At 58.9% G+C, this 19,625-nt stretch carries 16 protein-coding genes and 1 riboswitch; of the genes, 7 read left to right on the top strand and 9 right to left on the bottom strand.

The annotated features are described in order from the left end of the window. Positions 1–35 precede the first annotated feature (35 nt). From G6N80_RS01995 to G6N80_RS01975, 5 genes are read left to right on the top strand one after another with little or no spacing between them, the layout of a single operon-like run. Positions 36–677 (top strand): amino acid ABC transporter permease, encoded by a 642-nt coding sequence (locus tag G6N80_RS01995; RefSeq protein ID WP_165130905.1) that lies wholly within the window; start codon positions 36–38, stop codon positions 675–677. After that, entirely contained in the window at positions 674–1,342 is a 669-nt protein-coding gene (locus G6N80_RS01990) for an amino acid ABC transporter permease (RefSeq protein WP_165130903.1), read from the top strand. The genes G6N80_RS01995 and G6N80_RS01990 overlap by 4 nt, the downstream gene beginning before the upstream one ends. After that, a complete protein-coding gene (locus G6N80_RS01985; protein WP_062556767.1) occupies positions 1,339–2,130 on the top strand; it encodes an amino acid ABC transporter ATP-binding protein in 792 nt (263 codons plus the stop codon). Before G6N80_RS01990 ends, G6N80_RS01985 begins: the two co-directional genes overlap by 4 nt. A gap of 5 nt (positions 2,131–2,135) precedes the next feature. Then, positions 2,136–2,903 (top strand): histidine utilization transcriptional repressor HutC, encoded by a 768-nt coding sequence (locus G6N80_RS01980; protein WP_062556921.1) that lies wholly within the window; start codon positions 2,136–2,138, stop codon positions 2,901–2,903. Positions 2,904–2,923: 20 nt separating this feature from the next. Next, positions 2,924–4,273 (top strand): LLM class flavin-dependent oxidoreductase, encoded by a 1,350-nt coding sequence (locus tag G6N80_RS01975; protein WP_165130901.1) that lies wholly within the window; start codon positions 2,924–2,926, stop codon positions 4,271–4,273. 33 nt (positions 4,274–4,306) lie between these two features. Here G6N80_RS01975 and G6N80_RS01970 read toward each other — a convergent pair whose 3' ends face one another. The 9 genes from G6N80_RS01970 to G6N80_RS01930 all read right to left on the bottom strand — a co-directional run bounded on the left by G6N80_RS01970 (position 4,307) and on the right by G6N80_RS01930 (position 14,525). After that, positions 4,307–7,012 (bottom strand): DNA translocase FtsK, encoded by a 2,706-nt coding sequence (locus G6N80_RS01970; RefSeq protein WP_165130899.1) that lies wholly within the window; start codon positions 7,010–7,012, stop codon positions 4,307–4,309. A 201-nt stretch (positions 7,013–7,213) separates the two neighbouring features. Further along, entirely contained in the window at positions 7,214–7,774 is a 561-nt protein-coding gene (recX, locus tag G6N80_RS01965) for a recombination regulator RecX (protein WP_062556923.1), read from the bottom strand. A gap of 53 nt (positions 7,775–7,827) precedes the next feature. Next, positions 7,828–8,820 (bottom strand): TRAP transporter substrate-binding protein, encoded by a 993-nt coding sequence (locus G6N80_RS01960; protein ID WP_165130897.1) that lies wholly within the window; start codon positions 8,818–8,820, stop codon positions 7,828–7,830. 13 nt (positions 8,821–8,833) lie between these two features. Then, positions 8,834–10,552 (bottom strand): TRAP transporter large permease, encoded by a 1,719-nt coding sequence (locus tag G6N80_RS01955; RefSeq protein WP_165132278.1) that lies wholly within the window; start codon positions 10,550–10,552, stop codon positions 8,834–8,836. A gap of 56 nt (positions 10,553–10,608) precedes the next feature. Next, entirely contained in the window at positions 10,609–11,409 is an 801-nt protein-coding gene (gene thiD / locus G6N80_RS01950) for a bifunctional hydroxymethylpyrimidine kinase/phosphomethylpyrimidine kinase (RefSeq protein WP_165130895.1), read from the bottom strand. Beyond that, positions 11,406–12,068, bottom strand: a complete 663-nt coding sequence (gene thiE / locus G6N80_RS01945; protein ID WP_165130893.1) for a thiamine phosphate synthase — start codon at positions 12,066–12,068, stop codon at positions 11,406–11,408. The genes thiD and thiE overlap by 4 nt, the downstream gene beginning before the upstream one ends. Further along, positions 12,065–12,802, bottom strand: coding sequence for a hydroxyethylthiazole kinase (locus G6N80_RS01940; protein WP_165130891.1), 738 nt, complete (start codon positions 12,800–12,802; stop codon positions 12,065–12,067). Before G6N80_RS01940 ends, thiE begins: the two co-directional genes overlap by 4 nt. Further along, positions 12,799–13,740 carry an ABC transporter substrate-binding protein gene (locus G6N80_RS01935; RefSeq protein WP_165130889.1) on the bottom strand — a complete coding sequence of 314 codons (942 nt, stop codon included), beginning with the start codon at positions 13,738–13,740 and terminating at the stop codon, positions 12,799–12,801. Before G6N80_RS01935 ends, G6N80_RS01940 begins: the two co-directional genes overlap by 4 nt. Further along, positions 13,737–14,525 (bottom strand): ABC transporter permease, encoded by a 789-nt coding sequence (locus G6N80_RS01930; protein ID WP_165130887.1) that lies wholly within the window; start codon positions 14,523–14,525, stop codon positions 13,737–13,739. Before G6N80_RS01930 ends, G6N80_RS01935 begins: the two co-directional genes overlap by 4 nt. 120 nt (positions 14,526–14,645) lie before the next feature. Next, positions 14,646–14,749, bottom strand: a riboswitch (TPP riboswitch). 135 nt (positions 14,750–14,884) lie between these two features. Here G6N80_RS01930 and G6N80_RS01925 point away from each other — a divergent pair. Together G6N80_RS01925 and G6N80_RS01920 are read left to right on the top strand one after the other, a co-directional pair. Next, positions 14,885–16,153 (top strand): metallophosphoesterase family protein, encoded by a 1,269-nt coding sequence (locus G6N80_RS01925; RefSeq protein WP_165130885.1) that lies wholly within the window; start codon positions 14,885–14,887, stop codon positions 16,151–16,153. Next, positions 16,153–19,620 (top strand): ATP-binding protein, encoded by a 3,468-nt coding sequence (locus G6N80_RS01920; protein WP_165130883.1) that lies wholly within the window; start codon positions 16,153–16,155, stop codon positions 19,618–19,620. Before G6N80_RS01925 ends, G6N80_RS01920 begins: the two co-directional genes overlap by 1 nt. Positions 19,621–19,625: the final 5 nt, after the last annotated feature.

The raw sequence follows: 19,625 nt of genomic DNA, 5'->3' as shown, positions 1-19,625 counted from the left end.
GCGCCTTCCCTGGCGCGACTGCTCCGGGTGAGCCTATGACGTTCAAGCTCTTCAACCTGCTGGTACAGGCTTCGGTCTGGACGATCGGCATCAGTGCCATTTCAATCGCGATCGGCTTCATCCTGGCGCTTGGTTTGTCTGCAGCGCTCTTGTCGGCACGAAAACTTTACCGGCGTCCGGCGGAGTTCTTCATCAGCTTTTTCCGAGGCGTGCCTCTCCTTGTGCAATTGCTGCTGATTTATAATCTGCTGCCCTTCATCGGCTTGAATGTCCCGAGCGTTGTCGCCGCCATCGTCGGGATGTCACTTTGTACCGCAGCCTATCAGGCGGAGAACCTACGTGGCGGTTTCGAGAGCGTACCGAAGGGCTTCATCGAGGCTGCCGACATGGCAGGTCTGTCCCCCCGGCAGATTTTCATGCGCATCAAAGCGCCTATTGCGCTCAGGTTGACGTTCCCGGCCCTTGTAAATGAGGCCATCATGATCCTCAAATCTTCTTCGCTGGTCTCGGTCGTAGGCATCGTGGAGATCACACGCATGGCTCAGGATCTCGCATCCTCAACCTACATGCCAATCGAGATCTTTTCGTCTGCCGCCATCATCTACCTGGCGATTTGCTCGATCGTTGCGATGACAGGCAAGTATGTCGAACGCTCTCTTCCGGGAGCTACAAAATGATGTTCGATCCAAACGTCATCCTGCGTCATATGCCAGAAATCATGAGTGGTACGGCGGTCACGCTGGCGCTCTGGATTGCAGGGATGTTGCTGGGCGTCATTCTGGGTTTCATTATCGCCACCCTGCGGCGCTACGGAAGCCCCCTGCTCGACGTGCCGCTGGGTCTGATTGTCGAAGTGTTGCGCGGAACGCCGTTCCTGATCCAGATTTTCCTCGTCTACTACGGCGGTCCGTTCATTGGCATATCGCTGGATCCGATACCCTGCGGACTGCTGGGCCTGAGCATTTATGCGGCCGCCTATTATTCCGAGATATTCAGGGCAGGATATGGGGCAGTGCCGCATGGTCATGTCGAAGCAGCAGAATGTCTCGGTCTGTCACGGTTGCAAATCATCCGCCGCATTCTGCTGCCTGAGATGGCGCTGATCGTGCTGCCGCCCTCGGTCAATCTTGCCGTGATCCTCTTGAAGGAGTCGGCAGTCCTGTCGATCATCACCGTGCCGGAGCTCACGACGACTGTCAGCGCGATTGGCTCGCAGGAATATGCCTTCCTCGAGGCCATCTTCCTTCTCGCCCTGATTTACTGGTTCATCGTGGAAGCCGCTGCCCGCCTGGGACGAGCGGCCGAAGCTCGACTTTCGACCTACAGGTTTGCCGCACCATGACGCTACCCGCCATTTCCGTTCAAAATCTCGTCAAGCGTTTCGGCACATCGACCGTTCTCGAAGGGATCAACCTGACGATTCCGGCGGGACAGGTCTCCTGCCTCATTGGTCCGTCCGGCTCGGGTAAAAGCACGCTGTTGCGCTGCCTCGCATTTCTTGAGGAAGCGAGCGAAGGCATGATCACCGTGAATGGAGAAGCTCTCGGCTTCTTCGAGAACAGTCGCGGCGAACGCGAAAGACTGCCGCTTGCGCAGATCCGGCGTGTTCGCTCGCAGATCGGCATGGTCTTCCAGCAGTTCAATCTCTGGCCACACATGACGGCGCTTGGAAATGTTGCTGAAGCTTTGAAGACCGTGCACAAGGTGCCGAAGGCCGAGGCTGAAGAGCGCGCATTGGCGCAGTTGACAAAAGTAGGCCTTGCGAACCGCGCGGGCCATTACCCGTCCCAGCTTTCGGGCGGACAACAACAGCGCGTTGCAATTGCCCGCGCACTTGCACTGCAGCCCAAGATCATGCTGTTCGACGAGCCGACTTCCGCACTGGACCCCGAACTCACTGGCGAAGTTCTCAACGTCATGCGCGACCTTGCCACCGAGGGGATGACCATGGTCGTCGTAAGCCATGAGATCGGCTTTGCCGCGACTGTAGCGCAGCAGATCAGCTTCCTCGATCAGGGCCGGATCCTGTTTACGGGTGCGCCAGGGGACGTTTTTGCCAAGCCGCGCCACCCGCGCCTTGAGCAGTTTCTGGATACTTATCTCGATCGCGGCGCATCCATGCTGGTATGACATCAATGGATACGATCCCGGATCCTGCTCGAAGAGATACAAGCGGCAATCGCGACTCGCTGCATCAGCGGATCATGCGCGACATAGAGCAACGCATTCTCTCTGCGGAATGGATGCCCGGAGACCGGATCCCCTCCGAACAAGCCCTCACAGAACAATATGGCTGTTCCCGGATGACCGTGAACAAGGCTCTGACACAACTGGCTCAGTCTGGCCTCATCCTGCGGCGACGCAAGACCGGAAGCGTCGTCAAGCGACAGGATACGCGAACCGCAATCCTCGCCATTTACGATGTGGCCGATGAGGTGAAGTCGCACGGTCTGACCTATCGTTACACCATCTGCGAGCGTCTCCAGCGTCACCCAACGATGCAGGAAACGACCTGTCCCGGCTTTCGGGAAAAAGAGGCCCTCCTCGCGCTCACCGTGCTACATCTGGCCGACGACGAGCCTTTTTGTCTCGAAGAACGGGTCATCAGTCTTTCCGCTGCCCCAGACGCCGCAGAGGAAAGTTTTGCGGACCTTGCACCCGGCGCGTGGTTGCTCAATCACGTCGCCTGGACCTCCGGCGAGCACAGAATCTCTGCCGAAAGCTCCAACGCACGTGTGTCCAAGCTGCTCAAGGTCACCAAGGGCTCGGCGCTCCTCGTGGTTCAACGCCTGACCTGGCGGCAAGGTGAGCCTGTCACCCGTGTTCGGCTAAACTATCCGGGCCATCAACACAGACTGACCGCTGACTTTACACCCATCCAGGGCTTGCGCCCGAACTCCTGAACACCTTTGGAGCACAGACCATGGCACGTCCAGACAAACTGAAACTTGGTACATTTGTCTATACATTCGGTTTTAATCCGGCCGCGTGGCGCCACCCGGCGGCAGATGTGCATGGCGCGAACCGGATCGACCATCTCCTGAACGTGGCCAAAATCTCGGAAGCGGCGAAGTTCGACTTCATGTTCCTGGCTGACTCCCCGGCGGCAGCCATTGGAGATGCCGAGGCGCTTTCCCGTTCTCCGACGAAGATGAACCGCTTCGAACCTCTGTCACTGATATCGGCGCTGTCTGTTCTGACCGAGCGACTGGGTTTTGTCGCGACGGCATCCACGAGTTTCTACGAGCCATTCAATCTGGCACGCATTTTTGCCTCTATCGACCACCTGAGCGGCGGACGCGCCTGCTGGAATGTGGTGACTTCCGACCACGATGAAACCGGCTATAACTACAATTTCGACGGACTTCCGCCACACAGCTGGCGTTATGTGCGCGGTGAGGAATTCGTCGATGTCGTGTTTGGCCTCTGGGACAGCTTCGAGCCGGACGCGCTCGTGCTCGATAAGGCCTCCGGGCTCTATTATGACAAGAACAAGCTGCATGTGCTGAACCACAAGGGCAAGCACTTTCAGGTGCGGGGTCCGCTCAACATCGCAGCATCTCCGCAAGGTCGCCCCGTCATCGCCCAGGCGGGTGGCTCGGAGCCCGGCATGGAACTGGCCGCCAAGACCGCCGAAATCGTTTTCAGTCTTGCCTCAAACCTGCAGCGCAACAAGGCGTTTGCGGAAAACGTCAAGGGGCGCATGGCGAAATACGGTCGTAGCACCAGTGACCTGAAGATGATGCCGGGCGTCGTCATCAATGTCGGCGCAACGAAAGCGGAAGCGCAGGCGAAGGTGGATTTTCTCATCGACAATCTGCATCCGGATGTTGGCCGCTGGATGCTGGGCGAGTTCCTGGAAACGGACCTATCCGGCGCACCGCTCGACCAGCCGTTTCCGATGGAACGCTTGCCCGCCGAGCCCAAGGGTTCGAAGGCGCTGTTCGAGGAACTGACGGATTACATCCAGCAAGGACATACGCTGGGAGAACTCATCCGCCATTATGCCGAGAAAAGCACAGGCAACGGGATCACCGGCACGCCCACGGAAATCGCGGATTTCATGGAAGAATGGTTCGAGGCGGGTGCAGCCGATGGCTTCATTCTGATGTGCCCTACACTACCGGCAAGCCTGACCGATTTCGTGGAACTGGTCCTGCCGGAACTGCGCAGGCGCGGGCTCTTTCGCGAAGAGTATGAAGGAAAGACATTGAGGGAAAATCTGGGCCTCTCCATGCCGCAGAACCGCTATACGGCGGCCGGCAACGCGTGAGAACAGGGGTGGCGCAAGGCCACCCCGTCCAATTCAACCCTCGTCAGAACCGGGCGTGCGCCCGGAAATGATCTCGCGCTTGCCGACATGGTTTGCAGGACCGACCAGGCCCTCTTGCTCCATCCTTTCGACCAGTGAGGCTGCACGGTTGTAACCAATGGACAGGCGGCGCTGGATGTAGGAAGTCGAGCACTTGCGGTCTTTCATGACGACCTTGATCGCCTTCTCATAAAGATCGTCGCCTTCTTCCGCACCCATGTTGGTCCGGTCGAACACTGCGCCTTCTTCCTCGGCCTCTGCTTCGATCTCGCTCTCATCTTCGGTGACGGTGCCGAGATAGTCAGGACGTCCCTGCGCCTTCAGATGCGTCACGACATGTTCGACTTCCGCATCGGAGACGAATGGTCCGTGCACGCGCATGATGCGTCCGCCCCCTGCCATGTGCAGCATATCGCCCTGCCCCAACAGATGCTCGGCACCCTGTTCGCCCAGAATGGTGCGGCTGTCGATCTTGGAGGTGACCTGGAAGGAAATGCGCGTCGGGAAGTTTGCCTTGATCGTGCCGGTGATGACATCGACCGACGGACGCTGTGTCGCCATGATCAAATGGATGCCTGCCGCACGCGCCATCTGCGCCAGACGCTGGATGGCGCCTTCGATTTCCTTGCCGGCCACCATCATCAGATCAGCCATTTCGTCGACGATGACGACGATATACGGCATCGGCGAGAGATCGAGTTCCTGATCTTCGTAGACGATCTCGCCAGAATGTCTGTCGAAGCCTGTCTGAACGCTGACGGTGATCGTCTCGCCCTTCTCCCGTGCCTGTGCTGCCCGCTGATTGTAGCCATCGATATTGCGAACACCGAGGCGCGACATCTTGCGATAGCGGTCTTCCATCTCGCGAACCGCCCATTTCAGCGCCAGAACGGCCTTCTTGGGATCGGTCACGACCGGGGTCAGCAGGTGCGGAATGCCATCATAGACAGAGAGTTCCAGCATCTTGGGGTCGATCATGATCATGCGGCACTCTTCCGGACGAAGCCGGTACAGCAGCGACAGGATCATGGTGTTGATGGCAACCGACTTGCCAGAGCCGGTGGTACCAGCGACCAGAAGGTGCGGCATCTTCGCCAGTTCAGCGATGACAGGCTCGCCACCGATCGTCTTGCCCAGGCACAGCGGCAGGCGATGCTTGGTCTCCCAATAGTCCTCGCACTCGATGAGTTCGCGGAAGAAGACCATTTCGCGCACAGCGTTTGGCAGTTCGATGCCAATGACGTTACGTCCGGGGACCACGGCAACGCGCGCCGAAAGTGCTGACATCGAACGGGCGATGTCGTCGGCCAGACCGATGACGCGGGATGACTTGACGCCCGGTGCCGGTTCGAATTCGTAAAGCGTTACCACAGGACCGGGGCGAACATCGATGATTTCACCCTTGACGCCGAAATCCTCCAGAATGCTTTCCAGAAGGCCCGCGCTCTGCTGAAGCGCATCAGGCTGCAGCGCCTCGGTCTGCTGTCCATAGGGCTGCTGCAAAAGAGAGATCGGCGGGAACTCGTAATTCTCGTCGCTCGGACGCACGGTGCGATGATCGTCAAGGCCCGGAAGCGTGATGGTTGGACGCGATGAAATCGGTACGATGGTTCTGTGCGGCTGAGCCACCTGTGCAACAGGCGGTTCAAACACCACTTCCGGAACAGGCGCGGCAATTTGGGATTCCGCGGCAATTTCCATCGCCTGAGATGTCGCTTCAGCAATCAGCGGAAGATCATCAAGCGAATGAGCGCCCTGCCAGACCGTGGTCCAGTTGAAGGAAACGGTATTCGAAATCGTCAATTGATTGGCAACAGCGACATAGGGTGCAACCGGTTCAGCAGCCGAAACCTGCGGAGCCGGGATCGGCTCGCTTGCGGCAACTGTTTTCTGCGGCTCTGCACGCCGAACCTCGCGATAAAGGGAAACGATCGAATTTTGCAATGCCGGGCGTGGCTGGCGAATGACTTCGGCAGGCCGACGCGGCAGGAATGGTGTCGCGACAGGAGCAGAGGTCACAGCGACGTCGGCCACCGCAAAATCCCCCTCGAAGAACGCAAAATCGGAAAGCCAAGGCAGACTGGTTTCCGGCTTTGCAGTCATCGGCGGTGCCAATTCCGGCTGAACGGAAACCTCAGGGCTCTGCGGCGCTGATGGCTGCACCGCTTCGGCAACAGGTGCCGGGGCCTCGACTGGTGCTACATCCGCCTTCAGTTCGGCCTCTTCCGGCTGATAGTTCGGGCGCGCACGCTTCACGATCAGGGCTCGTGGTGATGGCTGCGGCCGGACCTTGGGCTGAACCGGTTGCTGGTTGGCAACAGGCTGCTGCATGGCATGCGCCGCGCCCTGCAGCGCATTGACCAGGAGTTCCGGTGCAAGTGTTTCCGCCGCCGCTTGGGGCTTGGCCATATCCAGCGGTTCAACCAGACGGCTTTCCGCCGCGGGCTTGCGTTCTTCCGGCGCCAGCGGTGAAAGCTCGTTGCGGGTGCGCTTCGGAATTGCGCTCTCCGGTGTGCGCGTAAAGCGAACATTCGGCGCCAGCTTGAATGCGGCCTGCCACGGCGCCTGATCCAGCGGCACCTCCGGCGGGCGCTGAGCGGTCGTCATCCGGTTATCCCGAACGGGCTGACCCTGCGGATCCGGCTCCACAGAGGGTTCGTTCTGGAGGGAATTGGGGAAGTTGTTTCGATTGAATTGCATGATACCGACCGCGTACAAAATGGCATCACTATGAGTAAAAAATAAAGGTTAATGGCTCCTTTAGATCGAAGTCGAGGCGAGCTTGCAGGGCGGCGAAATTTGCCCATCAAAATCAAGGCGGCGGAGCACCATATACCTGAATATAAACAATAATTTTTCGACGCTTTTTCGGTCGGCCGCGTTCACTTTTTCTCTTTGCGTCTACCCGAAGGATTGCTCTGAGAGCAGGTCTTCCGCCTCATCGCGATCCATGGCGAATACCTTGGCTCCAACCTCGAACGAAAAACCCTGGCGGGCAAAGGCCGACAGCTCTTTCGCCTTCTGCTTGTCATCCAGCTCCGTACGTCTGAAGGGTCCAAAGGCACGGCGGCGGGCATAGATGACGGCTGCCACGAGGTCGTTTGCTTCGCTCACCGCCTCGTCGGCAATTTCGCGGGCCACACCCTTCTGCACCAGCGTCTGGCGGATTGCCTTCTTCGATTTGCCGGCGCGTTGCGACGAACGCGTCCGGATATCGGCATAGGCGTTGTCGTCCAGCGCCTTCACGTTGTAACCAAATGCGACAGCTTCCGCTGCCAGAGCAGTTATTTGCTCCGCAGTAATACCTTCGAATTTTTCGCGCGCCTTGCGTGCAATAGCATCGGCCAACTGTCGCTCGGTCATCATCCGCTTCGAAAGACGGTAGGCCGCAGAATTCTTGGCCCAGGCCAGCATGCGTGGCGTGGGCTTTGTATCCTGCTCTTCACTTTGACTCGTTTCCATCATCCCGTTCTATCGGATTGGAAGCTGATCTGTGAAGCAATGAACACGGAGATTCAGGCCGAGGCTATGGCCTCAATCTTTTGCATGCCGCCAACGATGGCACTGAATTCATTCCAGACGGATCTGGCGCCGTTTCTCCAGGCATCCAGGTTTTCCGGCTGGATTACCTTTCCACCCTTTGCAGCAGCCTGTTCCATGGACCGAGCCTCATCCTCGACAATCAGCCGATTGAAGTACTCCGCACCGTCCTGCGCAGCCTTGGTCAGAACTGCCTGCTCTTCCGGGGACAGCCCGCCCCAGAAACTCGCCGCAAAATAGACCACGCCCGAAGCGCGGATGTGGGCGGTCTCCGTCAGGTACGGCACGACCTCATAGAGCTTGAACCCGGCATAGGCCGACTTCGTCAGATCCATGGCATCCGCCACGCCGGTCGAAAGCGCGTTATAGGTTTCAGTGATCGGAATACCGATGGGAGAAGCGCCATAGGCACTCCAGAGTTTGGTATGCAGCGGGCTCTGAATGACCCGGATCCGCTTGCCGCGGAGGGCATCCGGCGACGTGATCGGCTCCTTCGTGAGCAGATGACGGGCGCCGTAGTCTATGAACGCAGATGCTATGAAATTCTGTGTCGCGAGTTTCGCTTGCAGCTCCGATCCGGTCTTTCCTGTGACGACCCGGCGAAGATGTGCCGGATCCTTGAACAGGAATGGTAGATCAAGGATCTGAAGTTCCGGTACCCAACCGGAAAGAGCCGAAACGGTAGAGAGGCTTGCCTGTACGGAACCGAGGCGGCTCGCCTCTGCCACTTCCTTCTCCCCTCCCAGCGCGCCGTTCGGCACGATATTGAAGCGGAAGCGCCCGGGCAGTTTCGTTTCAACCTCCTGTGCGATAAAGCGCCAGATCTTCGTCTCAGGCTTGTCCACGCCAAGGAGAGAGGCAACCGTGATCGTCGTCGTTTTGGCGGCTGCCGATCGCGCCAGAAACGGTGCCGCCAGCGCAGCGGTCATGGTGCTCTTCACAAAAATACGGCGCGAAATGGAAGACATGTTCTGAGACCTTTCAGAAAAGCAACGTGCCGAGGCACAGTAAAAACACGGATACAAGCAGCGCAGCCAGATAAGGCAGGACGGCGCGAAACAGTTGTGACGCGGGAACGGACGTTACGCCCGAGACGACATAGATGAGCATGCCGAGTGGCGGGGTCAGGCCATGGATCATCAGGTTGACGACCAGAATGACACCGAAATGGATCGGATCGAGACCGGCTGCGGCAGCCGCCGGAACAAGGATAGGACCAAGCAGCAGGATCGCTGCGCCAATATCAAGCACCAGACCGGCGACCAGCAGAACAAGATTCGCCATCAACAGAACGAGCACCGGCGAACTGCCGAGCGAATGAACGATGTCCGTCAGCGAAGCTGCCACGCCATCGACGGCAAGCAGAAAGGCAAACGGTGCGGCAGAGCCGATCAACAGACCGATGGCTCCCGCCTCCAGAGCCGACTGACGGAAACAGGACCAGATACGGCTTGAAGCCGAACGCGCGGCGAACGACAGCAGAAGCGTGAAGCCTGCAGCGAGCGCTGCGGCCTCCGTCGGCGTCACAATGCCAAAGCGGATTCCGGCAACGACGATAATACCCAATCCAAATGCGGGAATTGCGCTTCTGGCCGCACTCCACCTTTGCCGAGTGCTCGCCTTCTGCATGGGTGGACCGGCCTTCACGGACAGGCTTATCGCAATCGCCAGACAGAGCGCCATCAGACCTCCCGCGAAAAATCCTCCGGTCAGCAGCGAACCGACCGAGAGATTTGTCGCCGCGGCCAGCAGCAGGAATGCAATAGAGGGCGGGATGACATTGTCGAGCACGGAAGAGGCAGCGATGATCGCTCCCGCCTGCGCAGGCGGATAGCCATTTTTCACCAGTTGCGGCTGAAACGTGGAAGCTCCAAAGGCGGCATTCGCGACGGATGAGCCTGACGCGCCCGAAAAAATGACACTGGTCAAAAGGACAGTCTGCGCCAGTCCTCCCTTTCGATGACCGACAAGGGAAGCAGCGAAGGTAACCAGTCGCTCCGCGGTGCCGGAAACCGTGAGCAAGGCACCGGCCAGCAGAAAGAAGGGAATCGACAGGAGCAGGAAGCGCGACATTCCATTGATGGCAGAAGACACGAGTGCCGGTTCCGGCAATACACCTCCGAATAACGGAGCGAAACAGGCGGCTGCGAGGAAGGCATGTGCCAGTGGTGCCGAAACCAGGAGCCCGACCCCGGCGATCAACGCCATAAAAAGGCTGGGCGGCCAATCACTATCAACCGTCGCGATCTTCGATGACCCATAAAGCAGTCCGGCAATCACCAGCGAAACGAACAGCCCTCCTATCCTACCGGTAAGCACGCGATCGCAGCAAAGCATGGCGAGCAATAACACACCACCGGTGACGAAGAAGGAAAACCGGATCCATTCCGGCAGCCCAAGCGTGGGCGATACCCCACCAATCGCTGAAATGCTGGACAACGCCCCATTGACCAAAGCCAGCCCGGCTGTAACCGAGACTGCGTCGGCAGCGACATCGAAGGTCGTTGCGAACGAGGCTGGCAGCCATCGCCGCAAGACATCGAAACGCATCGAAAGGGGTCCGCGATAGGCAAGCGGGATCGCCAAGGCAATCAGCGCAAGATGCAGCCAGATCGCCAATTCTTCCTGCCCGAGAAAGCCGGTCCGGAACAGGTAGCGGGCGGCAACATTGGCCAGCACCAGCACGAGCAGGACTGCCATGAGGCCTGCAAGCGCATTCCCCAGCGACCGCTCCAGCCTATCCCGAAAGCCCGCAATCAAGCGGGCCACCAGCCATGGAAGTGATGCACCGGCCCCCGACCTGAACCAACCTGCAACGCCACGCCCGCCTTCAAGGCAGCATGAAGATAAGATTTCGCGGATTTGGCGGCATCTTCGAGGGAGGCTCCCTTTGCCAGTTCCGCGGCCAGCGCGGCAGCCAGCGTACAGCCGGTTCCGTGATCATTGGTGGTTTCGATCCGCTCTGCTGTCAAAACCACTGTCTGGTCAGCGGTGATCAGGAAATCCGTACTTTCAGCCGAACTGCCATGCCCGCCTTTGATGAGAACGGCCTTTGCGCCAAGGGACAAGATCGCCCTCGCCTGCACCTGCATCTCATCTGCGTTTTTGGCAACCGGCTTGCCTGTCAGCAAGGCTGCTTCGGGCAGATTGGGGGTCACGACTGCAGCGAGCGGTATAAGCCGTGTTCTCAACGTTTCGATCGCGTCTTCCCGCAGCAGTCTATCGCCAGAGGTGGCAACCATGACTGGGTCGACAACGACCGGACCCGCAAAGGCGGCGAGTTCGTCGGCGATGGTTGCGATAGTTTCACTGCGCGAAACCATGCCGACCTTCAGGGCGTTGACCGGAAGATCCGAAAAGACGGCTCGCATCTGTGCTGCGATCGTGGCGGGTGATATGTCTTCAACGGCTGTCACACCGCGGGTGTTCTGCGCCGTGATCGCTGTCACAACACTGGCGCCATAAACTCCGAGTGCGGAAAAGGTCTTCAGATCAGCCTGAATACCTGCGCCGCCCCCGCTGTCGGATCCGGCTATGGTCAGGGCAATGGCAGTCATCGTGCTTTATCCTTCAAACTTGCATCCACAGCCTTGCGAAAGGATGCGGTCGCTTCGGCAATATTCGGCGCCCTGAACAGGGCGGAAATGGCCGCAACACCATCTGCCCCCTGCGCGATGACCGAGCCGATACGCTCCATCGAAATTCCCGCAATCGCTCCGACCGGCAGAGACGGGTTCAACTGACGGATCTGGTCACGCAAGGCGCGCAGACCTTCTAGGCCGACTGGTGGATCGGGGTTGACCTTCGAAAGCGTTTCGAACACGCCGCCGATGCAGGCGTAATTGACAGGCGCGCTTCCCGCATAGGCGGCATCGACAGGTTTCTTGACCGTCACGCCTATGAGCGCATCCGGCCCCAGCAAGCGACGGGCCATTTCGGCATCCATGTCCTCTGCGCCCAGATGGACACCATCGACACCAGAGGCGATCGCGACATCCACCCGATCGTTGATGACGAGTGGAACCCCTGTTCCGGCAATCGCCTGCCGGATGGCCGAAGCCCGCTCGATCATCAGCCGAGTTGACGCGGATTTGTCGCGATACTGCAGAATAGTGGCGCCGCTCTTCGCAGCAATCGCTGCCAGTTCCGGCAGGTGACCGACATCGCTTAAGGATGCGTCGACAATGGCGTTCAATCGATAGTCTACCTGCCTCATGCTTCGATCCTTGCCCGTTGATTAAGTTCATGCTCGTCCAGCGAGGCTAGTGCATCGAGGAAGGCAGGTTCGAATGTTCCGGGTCCCCGTGCATGGGTGGCAGCGATCTCGGCGGCACTGCCGGTGACGGACAGCGCGCAGGCCGCAGCAGTCAAGGCATCGGGCTCAACTGCCATGAAGGCGGCAATGATGCCACCCGAGAGGCATCCGGTACCGGTAACCTGCGCCATCCAGGGATGACCGTTGCGGATCGAAACACGCCGTTCGCCATCAGCCAGTTCATCAACCGGCCCAGTCTGGATGCGAAGGCTGGCGCGCGTATCGCATATCACGCTCATCTCTGCCCGATTGCCGCGCACGATAGTGGGACCGAGCGAAATGAGTTCGCGAGCGAACTCCAGCCTGCCCGGTGAATAATCGCAATGGACCGGATCCATGATCCACGGCTTGCCGCTGGCATTCGCGATATCGACTGCGATACGAATCACGGCCCGACGCTCAGCATCTAATGTGCCGAGATTGATGGTCAGCGCATCGGCCTTCGCCACGAAATCGGCGATTTCATCGCGGGACGAAGTCATTGAAGGTATGCCGCCCACGACAGTGATACCATCAGCAGTAAACTTCTGGACCACGGTATTCATCAGGCAGTGAACCCGCGGCCGCTGGGCGCGAACACGGGCCAGAATCGCGCCGGCATCTACAGCAGTCGGCTGCCGCTTGACGTCACTCATTTCAGCTCCACGGCAATATCGTCCACAGCAGGCGCCTTGGGGATCAAGCCACTCTCGGCCATGAAGGTGCCAAAGCGCTGATAGCGGGTACGGTCCAGCGCCGCAGGCCGTTTGGCAAGACGTGGCAGCGTGTCGACGAAAACCTTCCGGTTCAGCTCATTGTCCAGATCCGGATAGGCTTTGAGGAAGAGGCCAAGAGCCTCATCCGGATGATTGGTCAGATAAACGGCGGCCTTTTCCACGGCCTGGAGAAAGCGCGGGAGACGGGGATCGGCAACAAGCTGTTTGCGGGTCACGAAAACGAGCTCGTCGTACACCGGCACGCCGTGCTCCTCGGGAAAGAATGCCTTGCCCTCATGTCCTTCGATCCGCATCTGGGTCAGCTCGAAGTTTCGAAAACCGCCAATCGTGGCGTCCACTTTCCCGGCGATCAGGCTTGGCGAGAGCGAGAAGTTGACATTCACGAGTTCGACGTCAGAGAGTTGAACACCCTCCCCGGCCAGCATGCGCTTCAACATTGCATCCTCGAAACCGGAAACGGAAAAACCGATCTTCTTGCCTCTGAGATCCTTGAGCGACTTGATCGGGCCGTTGGCCAGCACCGTCACCGTGTTCAGCGGGGTCTCGACCAGCGTACCGAAGCGCACCAGAGGCAAGCCGGCGGCAGTATCGAGATAGAGGTTGGGTTGATAGTGGATGCCGATATCTGCCTCGCCGGTCGATACCAGACGCGGAACGGCCGAAGGATCCGCCGGCGGAATGAGCTTCACCTCAAGCCCTGCATCCGCAAAATAGCCCTTCTGCTGTGCCACAACCAGCGGCGCATGATCCGGGTTCACGAACCATTCCAGCAAAACATTCAGCTTGTCTGCGGCATAGGCAGACGCAGGCACGGCAAGGGCAGCCAGCGCGACGAGCGCTGCGAGAAAGCGTTTCATGAAGAAGGTCCCGGTTTGAATTTAGGGTAAGAAGGAGTTGGGTGATTGACCTCGCGCGCCCAGGGAGCAAGGCCCGCCGTCACGCGGTCCACCCCGAGCCGAAGCGCCAGCGTGTAAAGCGCCAGCACACCCATGGCGGCAAACATCACATCGGTCTGAAGACGCGCATTGGCCTGCATCATGACAAAGCCAAGCCCGCCCGCCGCACCGACCCATTCGCCAACAACCGCGCCCAGCGGGGCCAGGGGGGCGGCGATCCGCAGACCGGAAATCAAGGATGGAAGCGCCAGCGGAAGGCGTAGATATCGCAGTGTTTGCCAGTGGCTCGCCTGCGTCAGCGCCGCGGCATCCAGCATGGCGCCATCAGTTCTGCGCAAGCCATCGTAGAACGCAGATGCCACCGGAAAGAAGATGATGATGACGGTCATCGCCACTTTCGAGGCTATCCCGAACCCGAACCAGATGACCAGCAATGGCGCGAGCACAAAGACCGGAAAGGCCTGGAGGACCAGCACAAGCGGCCACACGATCTGCCCAGTCCTTGGAAAGGCTGCAACAGCGAGCGCCGTGCCAGCACCGAGCAGCGCACCCAGAACCAATCCAACAAGAATCTCGCTAGCCGTCAGCAGGCTGTGACGGAGGAGAAAGCCTGTCTGCTTCAGATAGACATCCGCCACTGCCATGGGCGCTGGCAGGAGATAGCGCGGCGGCTCCAGAAGAACGATGACACCCTGCCACACCAGCAGGAGAAGAATGACAGCAAGCAGCGTTCGTTGAACCGTCATGCGCGCCACTCACGGCGTCGCGACGTCCAGCAGTCAAACATGTCGGCAGGGCAATATGCCACGGCCCGCTCCCCGATCATCACATTCGATCAGGATCAGCGGATGAAGCGAAACAGCGCTTTGCGAGCGATTTTCCGTTCCTACGCCGGCATGACCCGGATCAGGTTCAAGGGTCCGGCTCACCGCCATCTCAGCACCGTACAGGTGCTCCCCTCGGAATTTGCGCTGAATATGGTGAGAAACCAGCCGTTGTCAACGAAAAGTAGGATGGATGGAAATCGTTGACCCATACCGATTCATGGTTGTGTGCAAAGATCGATAGGCGTTGAATGCTGATACTATTCCGGCTAGACCGGAGCATGGCTTTCAGGTTCGTACATACAGCCGACATCCACCTCGATTCTCCGCTGCGTAGCCTTTCACTGCGCAATCCGGAGCTGGCAGAACTCATTGGCGATGCCACACGGCAAGCGCTTGTGCGTATCGTCGATCTCTGCCTTGAAGAGAGGGTCGATGCGCTGATCATCGCCGGAGATCTTTACGACGGCGACCAGACCTCGATGAAGACTGCGCGATTCCTGGCGACGCAGATGCAGCGGCTGCATGAGGCGAATATCAACGTCTTCAAGATCCGCGGTAATCACGATGCTCTATCCCGCATCACCCAGGAACTGGTACTACCGCCTTCGGTCAAAGTATTTTCCGGGCGCGCCGAAAGTGTTGAATTGAACGCCGGGAACCACACGGTCGTCATCCATGGCCTCAGCTTTGCCAAGCCACAGGCTCCCGAAAGCCTTCTGCCGAAATACAAACAGGCAGTTTCCGGCGCAATCAACATCGGCATCATGCATACGAGCCTCGCTGGCGCGCCAGGCCATGATCTCTATGCACCCTGCTCCGTCGGCGAACTGCATGCCTCCGGCTTTCACTACTGGGCTCTTGGCCATATTCACCAGCGGACGCATCACGCCGGAGAACGGACGGTCATCATGCCCGGCATGCCACAGGGGCGTGATATCAACGAGGCAGGGGAAAAAAGCGTCACGCTGGTGACTGTTCAGGACGACGGTAGTCTGACGATCGAAGAACGCCTCACGAGCATTGCACAGTTCTCTCGCATCGACGTCGATGTGTCAGGCCTGACGGAATGGACCGATCTCGCCGAACACATCAGCTCCACTCTGGAGCGTGAAAGAACGCGTACTCTCTCCAGTCATCTCGTTGCGCGTCTGCGTCTGATTGGCGAAACGCCTCTGGCCTGGACGATGCGCCGTGACATGGATCTGCTTCTGGCTGAAGCCGAACAGCGCGCAGAAAGGACCGGACGGGTCTGGATCGAAAAGCTTGAGCTGGATGTGCGTCTACCGTCGGCGCCTGTCGGCGCGTCAGGCGCAGATCCAGTGGTTGAGCTCAAGGAGATTATTCACAGTCAGGTCATCCCCTCGGCGGGTTACAGGGAACAGGTGCGCGAGCTCGTCACCCAGCTTCTTGATGATCTTCCCGCAGAAGCAAGGCAGTTTGCGGGAAAGGATACCGAAAGTTTCGACAGCCTCGTCGATCAGCTGATCACACAAGGTAGCGAAGACATCCTTTCCCGACTGGCCGCCGTTGATCGGGAGAAGAACTGATGCGTCTTTCCCGGCTCGATCTCACGCGCTACGGCAAGTTTACCGATCGTGTGCTCGACTTTGGAGCACGTCGCGAAGGTTTGCCTGATCTGCATATCGTCTACGGTCTCAACGAGGCGGGAAAGTCAACGGCATTCTCCGCCTATCTCGACCTGCTGTTCGGTATTCCTGACAAGAGCTCCTACGATTTTCTGCATGCCTATAGCGCCATGCAAATTGGCGGGCGGTTGGAGATCGACGGTCGCGGACAGGATTTCATTCGCATCAAGAAGCGGACAAACGCCCTCCTCGATCACTCTGGTCAACCACTGCCGGAAGCCGTTATTGCATCTGCACTGGGCGGGCTGACGCGCGACTCCTACAGAGCCATGTTTTCTCTGGATGAGCATTCGCTGCAGGATGGCGGACGTGCGATTGTTGAAAGCAAGGGTGATCTGGGGGAGCTTCTGTTTTCCGCAAGCGCGGGCCTTGCCGAACTGAGCCGCGTTTTGAACGCAACCGAAGAAGAGGCTTTCGCCTTCCACAAGAAGCGAGCCCGCACCACGCAACTGGCCGATTTGAAGCAACGACTGGCTGGGTTGAAGGCGGAGCGGGACGAGATCGACACCTATGCCCCGGCCTTCGCCGGCCTTGTTTCGACCCGCGATCAAGTCCAGAAGAATTACAGCGCAGTCCTTCAAGAACTTTCAGGTGCGCAGGTCGGGGCGCTGAAATTGCAGGCGGAGTTGCGCGCGCTGCCTTTGCTGCGCGAACTGCGGCGCACGGAAGAAGCTCTGGCGCCCCTTGCAGATCTTCCGCGTCCGCCCAGAGAATGGGCCGCCCTTCTTGCCGAAGCTATGCGCGATGAAACGCAGCTGGAAACAGAGAGGGCAGGTCTTGCGGCATCTATCGAGCGCCTTGAAAATGAGATTGCGGCAATTGCGATCGACACGAAGATCCGCGATGCAGCAGATGCAATCTCTGCGCTGACGGTGGAAAAGGCGCGCCATATCACCGGTGTGAAGGATCTTGAGAAACGGCAGTTTGAGCTGGCCGAAAGTCAGGCACTTCTGCAGCAGGCTCTGCGGGCTCTCGGCAAAGAAGGTGAAAATCAGCCTGAGACGCTTATCCTTTCACCGGCCCTCACGGGCAAGCTTCGCGATTTGATCGAAACCCGATCTGGCATCAGTGCGACGTTGAAGACCGTTCAGCGCGAAGTTGAACGCATTGAAGCCGCCATTGAACTTGCCGCCGTAAAACTGGCGGACCATTCCTCGTCCGATCGTGATGAGAGAAAGGACCGGCAGGTGACCGCGGTCCTCGAGCGGCTTCGCAAAAGCGACACTCGTTCCCTTATCACGTTGGAGAAACGGGGATTGGAGCGACTACGGCGGCAGGTAGAACAGACCGCGACCGCTCTTCTGCCCTGGGAGGGGACCGCCGACGAGCTTAGGTCTCTGAGAGTGCCCGAACCTCGGCAGATGGAGGCTTGGCGTCAGCAGTCTGCGGAGTTGGACCGGCAGACGGCCCGCATGAAGGAAAGCCTGCGCGAAACCCGCACGCGGCTTGCGGAGACGGAGGCGCGTCTTGCTGCATCGCGTAGCGAGGCGGAAAATTTTGATGACGCATCCGCCGCCGCGCTACGCCAGCGTCGAAACGAGGCATGGCAGCAGCATCTAAGGAGTTTAACTCCGGAGACCGCGCAGGCCTTCGACGCCTTGATGCAAGAGTACGACAAGGTCAACGACAGCCGTCTTTCCCACTCCGGGGAGTTGGTTGAGTGGCGGCGGCTGCGGCAAGAGCGGCAGGCGCTCGCGGTGAAACTACGGGAGACCGAAGAGGCTCTCGCCGAGATCAGCCAGGAACGAACGGATCTGTTGCATCGTCTGATGGAGGTACTGCCTTTCGAGCGTGGAAAGGAAGCTGACATCCCGGCTGTGATCTCATGGATCGAAGGTTTCTCCAGAGCGCGGGCAGACTACCTTTCCGCTTACGACAGCTGGGCCGAAGCCAACGATAAAGTGGAGGAGTTACAGGAAACGGAACGGCAGCAGCTAGAAGAACTGAACCTGCTGCTTTCGGATATTCCAGACATTCAAACTTCACCAGCTGATTTCGAGGGCAAACTCGACACCATCAGCCACTGGCTGGCTGCAGGTCAGGAACAGGCCCGGGAGCGGCACCAGCAAGCGAACAGACTTGGCGAGCTGAAGCGTGATTTGAGTGAGCGCCAGCAGGATCTGGCGAACGCGCGCCAGGCGCAAGATGAATGGCACGCAGAGTGGACCAATGCGCTGAACAGGACGTGGTTCGCGGAAGAGACGGACCCCGCCGCGGTGCGCGGCATTCTCGATCGACTGGCGGATCTGCCCCGTCTCATTGGACAGCGCGATCAGCTGGCCCATCGCACGGAACTGATGGCACGGGACATTGCGCGGTTCACAGAACAGGTTCGAGAGCTTGGCGCATCCGTTGGCTGGGCTGAGACAGATGGGGATGTGATCGCCCTTGCCGGCCGACTGGAACGTGGCAGACAAGAAGTGGAACAGCTGCAATTGCACCGGCAGTCCCGGATGGCCGATCTTGGAAGGCAGAAGGAAGCGCTGGAAGCTGTCGATCTAAGGCTTGCGGCCCACGCATCGCGCAAGGCAGAATTCACGTCATTCTTTGGGGTCGAAAGTCTTGAGGCCGTCAGCCAACATCTGGAGCGGGCCGCAGAGCGCGACAGGTTGGACGTACGCGCGGCCGAACTTCGCCATCAACTGCTGGACATGCTGCCTGTGAATAGCCTGGATGATGCTGTTCGCATGCTGACTGACCTGGATGCAGAACGCGCGGCGTCGGATGTTCAACAGTTGACGCAAACGATTGAGAACCTGTCTCAGCGATCGCGCGAACTTTACGCAGAACTGACGCGTGCGCAGGACAAGATCGACGCGGTTGGCGGCGATGATGCCGTGGCTCGCCTTGAAGCACGACGCGCGACCATCATTCTCGATACTCAGGATCAGGCCCAGCGTTATCTTCGGTTGCGCGCTGGCACCATGGCTGCTGAGACTGCATTGAGCCTTTATCGTGAGAAACACCGCAGTTCGATGATGACCAAGGCCTCTGCTGCGTTCCGGCAGATGACCCGAAATGAATATTCAGGCCTCAGCACCCAGCCCGATGGCGGCAAGGAAATTCTGATCGGCGTAACGAGGGATGGAGGCTCCAAGCTATCGGATGCCATGTCGACCGGTACGCGCTACCAGCTCTATCTGGCACTGAGACTTGCGGGCTACGAAGAATTCGCGGCCGTTCGCCCGTCCATTCCCTTCGTCGCTGACGACATCATGGAAACATTCGACGAACCGCGTTCCGAGGAGGTTTTCCGGCTGTTCGGACAGATGGCGACCATGGGTCAGGTGATCTATCTGACCCACCACCGGCATTTATGCGATATTGCAAGATCCGTGGTTCCCGATGTTCAGATCCACGAATTATAGGCAAA

The sequence above is a fragment of the Rhizobium rhizoryzae genome, from assembly GCF_011046895.1.
Taxonomy (GTDB): Bacteria; Pseudomonadota; Alphaproteobacteria; order Rhizobiales; family Rhizobiaceae; genus Neorhizobium; species Neorhizobium rhizoryzae.
The sequence above is the reverse complement of the archived record's forward strand: the minus strand, read 5'-3'. Positions and strand labels throughout refer to the sequence as shown.

Excerpts from the sequence above, each read along its gene's own strand:
- G6N80_RS01995 (WP_165130905.1), top strand. The coding sequence starts at position 36 with ATGACGTTCAAGCTCTTCAACCTGCTGGTACAGGCTTCGGTCTGGACG.
- G6N80_RS01990 (WP_165130903.1), top strand. The coding sequence starts at position 674 with ATGATGTTCGATCCAAACGTCATCCTGCGTCATATGCCAGAAATCATG.
- G6N80_RS01985 (WP_062556767.1), top strand. The coding sequence starts at position 1,339 with ATGACGCTACCCGCCATTTCCGTTCAAAATCTCGTCAAGCGTTTCGGC.
- G6N80_RS01980 (WP_062556921.1), top strand. The coding sequence starts at position 2,136 with ATGGATACGATCCCGGATCCTGCTCGAAGAGATACAAGCGGCAATCGC.
- G6N80_RS01975 (WP_165130901.1), top strand. The coding sequence starts at position 2,924 with ATGGCACGTCCAGACAAACTGAAACTTGGTACATTTGTCTATACATTC.
- G6N80_RS01970 (WP_165130899.1), bottom strand. The coding sequence starts at position 7,012 with ATGCAATTCAATCGAAACAACTTCCCCAATTCCCTCCAGAACGAACCC.
- recX (WP_062556923.1), bottom strand. The coding sequence starts at position 7,774 with ATGGAAACGAGTCAAAGTGAAGAGCAGGATACAAAGCCCACGCCACGC.
- G6N80_RS01960 (WP_165130897.1), bottom strand. The coding sequence starts at position 8,820 with ATGTCTTCCATTTCGCGCCGTATTTTTGTGAAGAGCACCATGACCGCT.
- G6N80_RS01955 (WP_165132278.1), bottom strand. The coding sequence starts at position 10,552 with ATGGCAGTCCTGCTCGTGCTGGTGCTGGCCAATGTTGCCGCCCGCTAC.
- thiD (WP_165130895.1), bottom strand. The coding sequence starts at position 11,409 with ATGACTGCCATTGCCCTGACCATAGCCGGATCCGACAGCGGGGGCGGC.
- thiE (WP_165130893.1), bottom strand. The coding sequence starts at position 12,068 with ATGAGGCAGGTAGACTATCGATTGAACGCCATTGTCGACGCATCCTTA.
- G6N80_RS01940 (WP_165130891.1), bottom strand. The coding sequence starts at position 12,802 with ATGAGTGACGTCAAGCGGCAGCCGACTGCTGTAGATGCCGGCGCGATT.
- G6N80_RS01935 (WP_165130889.1), bottom strand. The coding sequence starts at position 13,740 with ATGAAACGCTTTCTCGCAGCGCTCGTCGCGCTGGCTGCCCTTGCCGTG.
- G6N80_RS01930 (WP_165130887.1), bottom strand. The coding sequence starts at position 14,525 with ATGACGGTTCAACGAACGCTGCTTGCTGTCATTCTTCTCCTGCTGGTG.
- G6N80_RS01925 (WP_165130885.1), top strand. The coding sequence starts at position 14,885 with ATGGCTTTCAGGTTCGTACATACAGCCGACATCCACCTCGATTCTCCG.
- G6N80_RS01920 (WP_165130883.1), top strand. The coding sequence starts at position 16,153 with ATGCGTCTTTCCCGGCTCGATCTCACGCGCTACGGCAAGTTTACCGAT.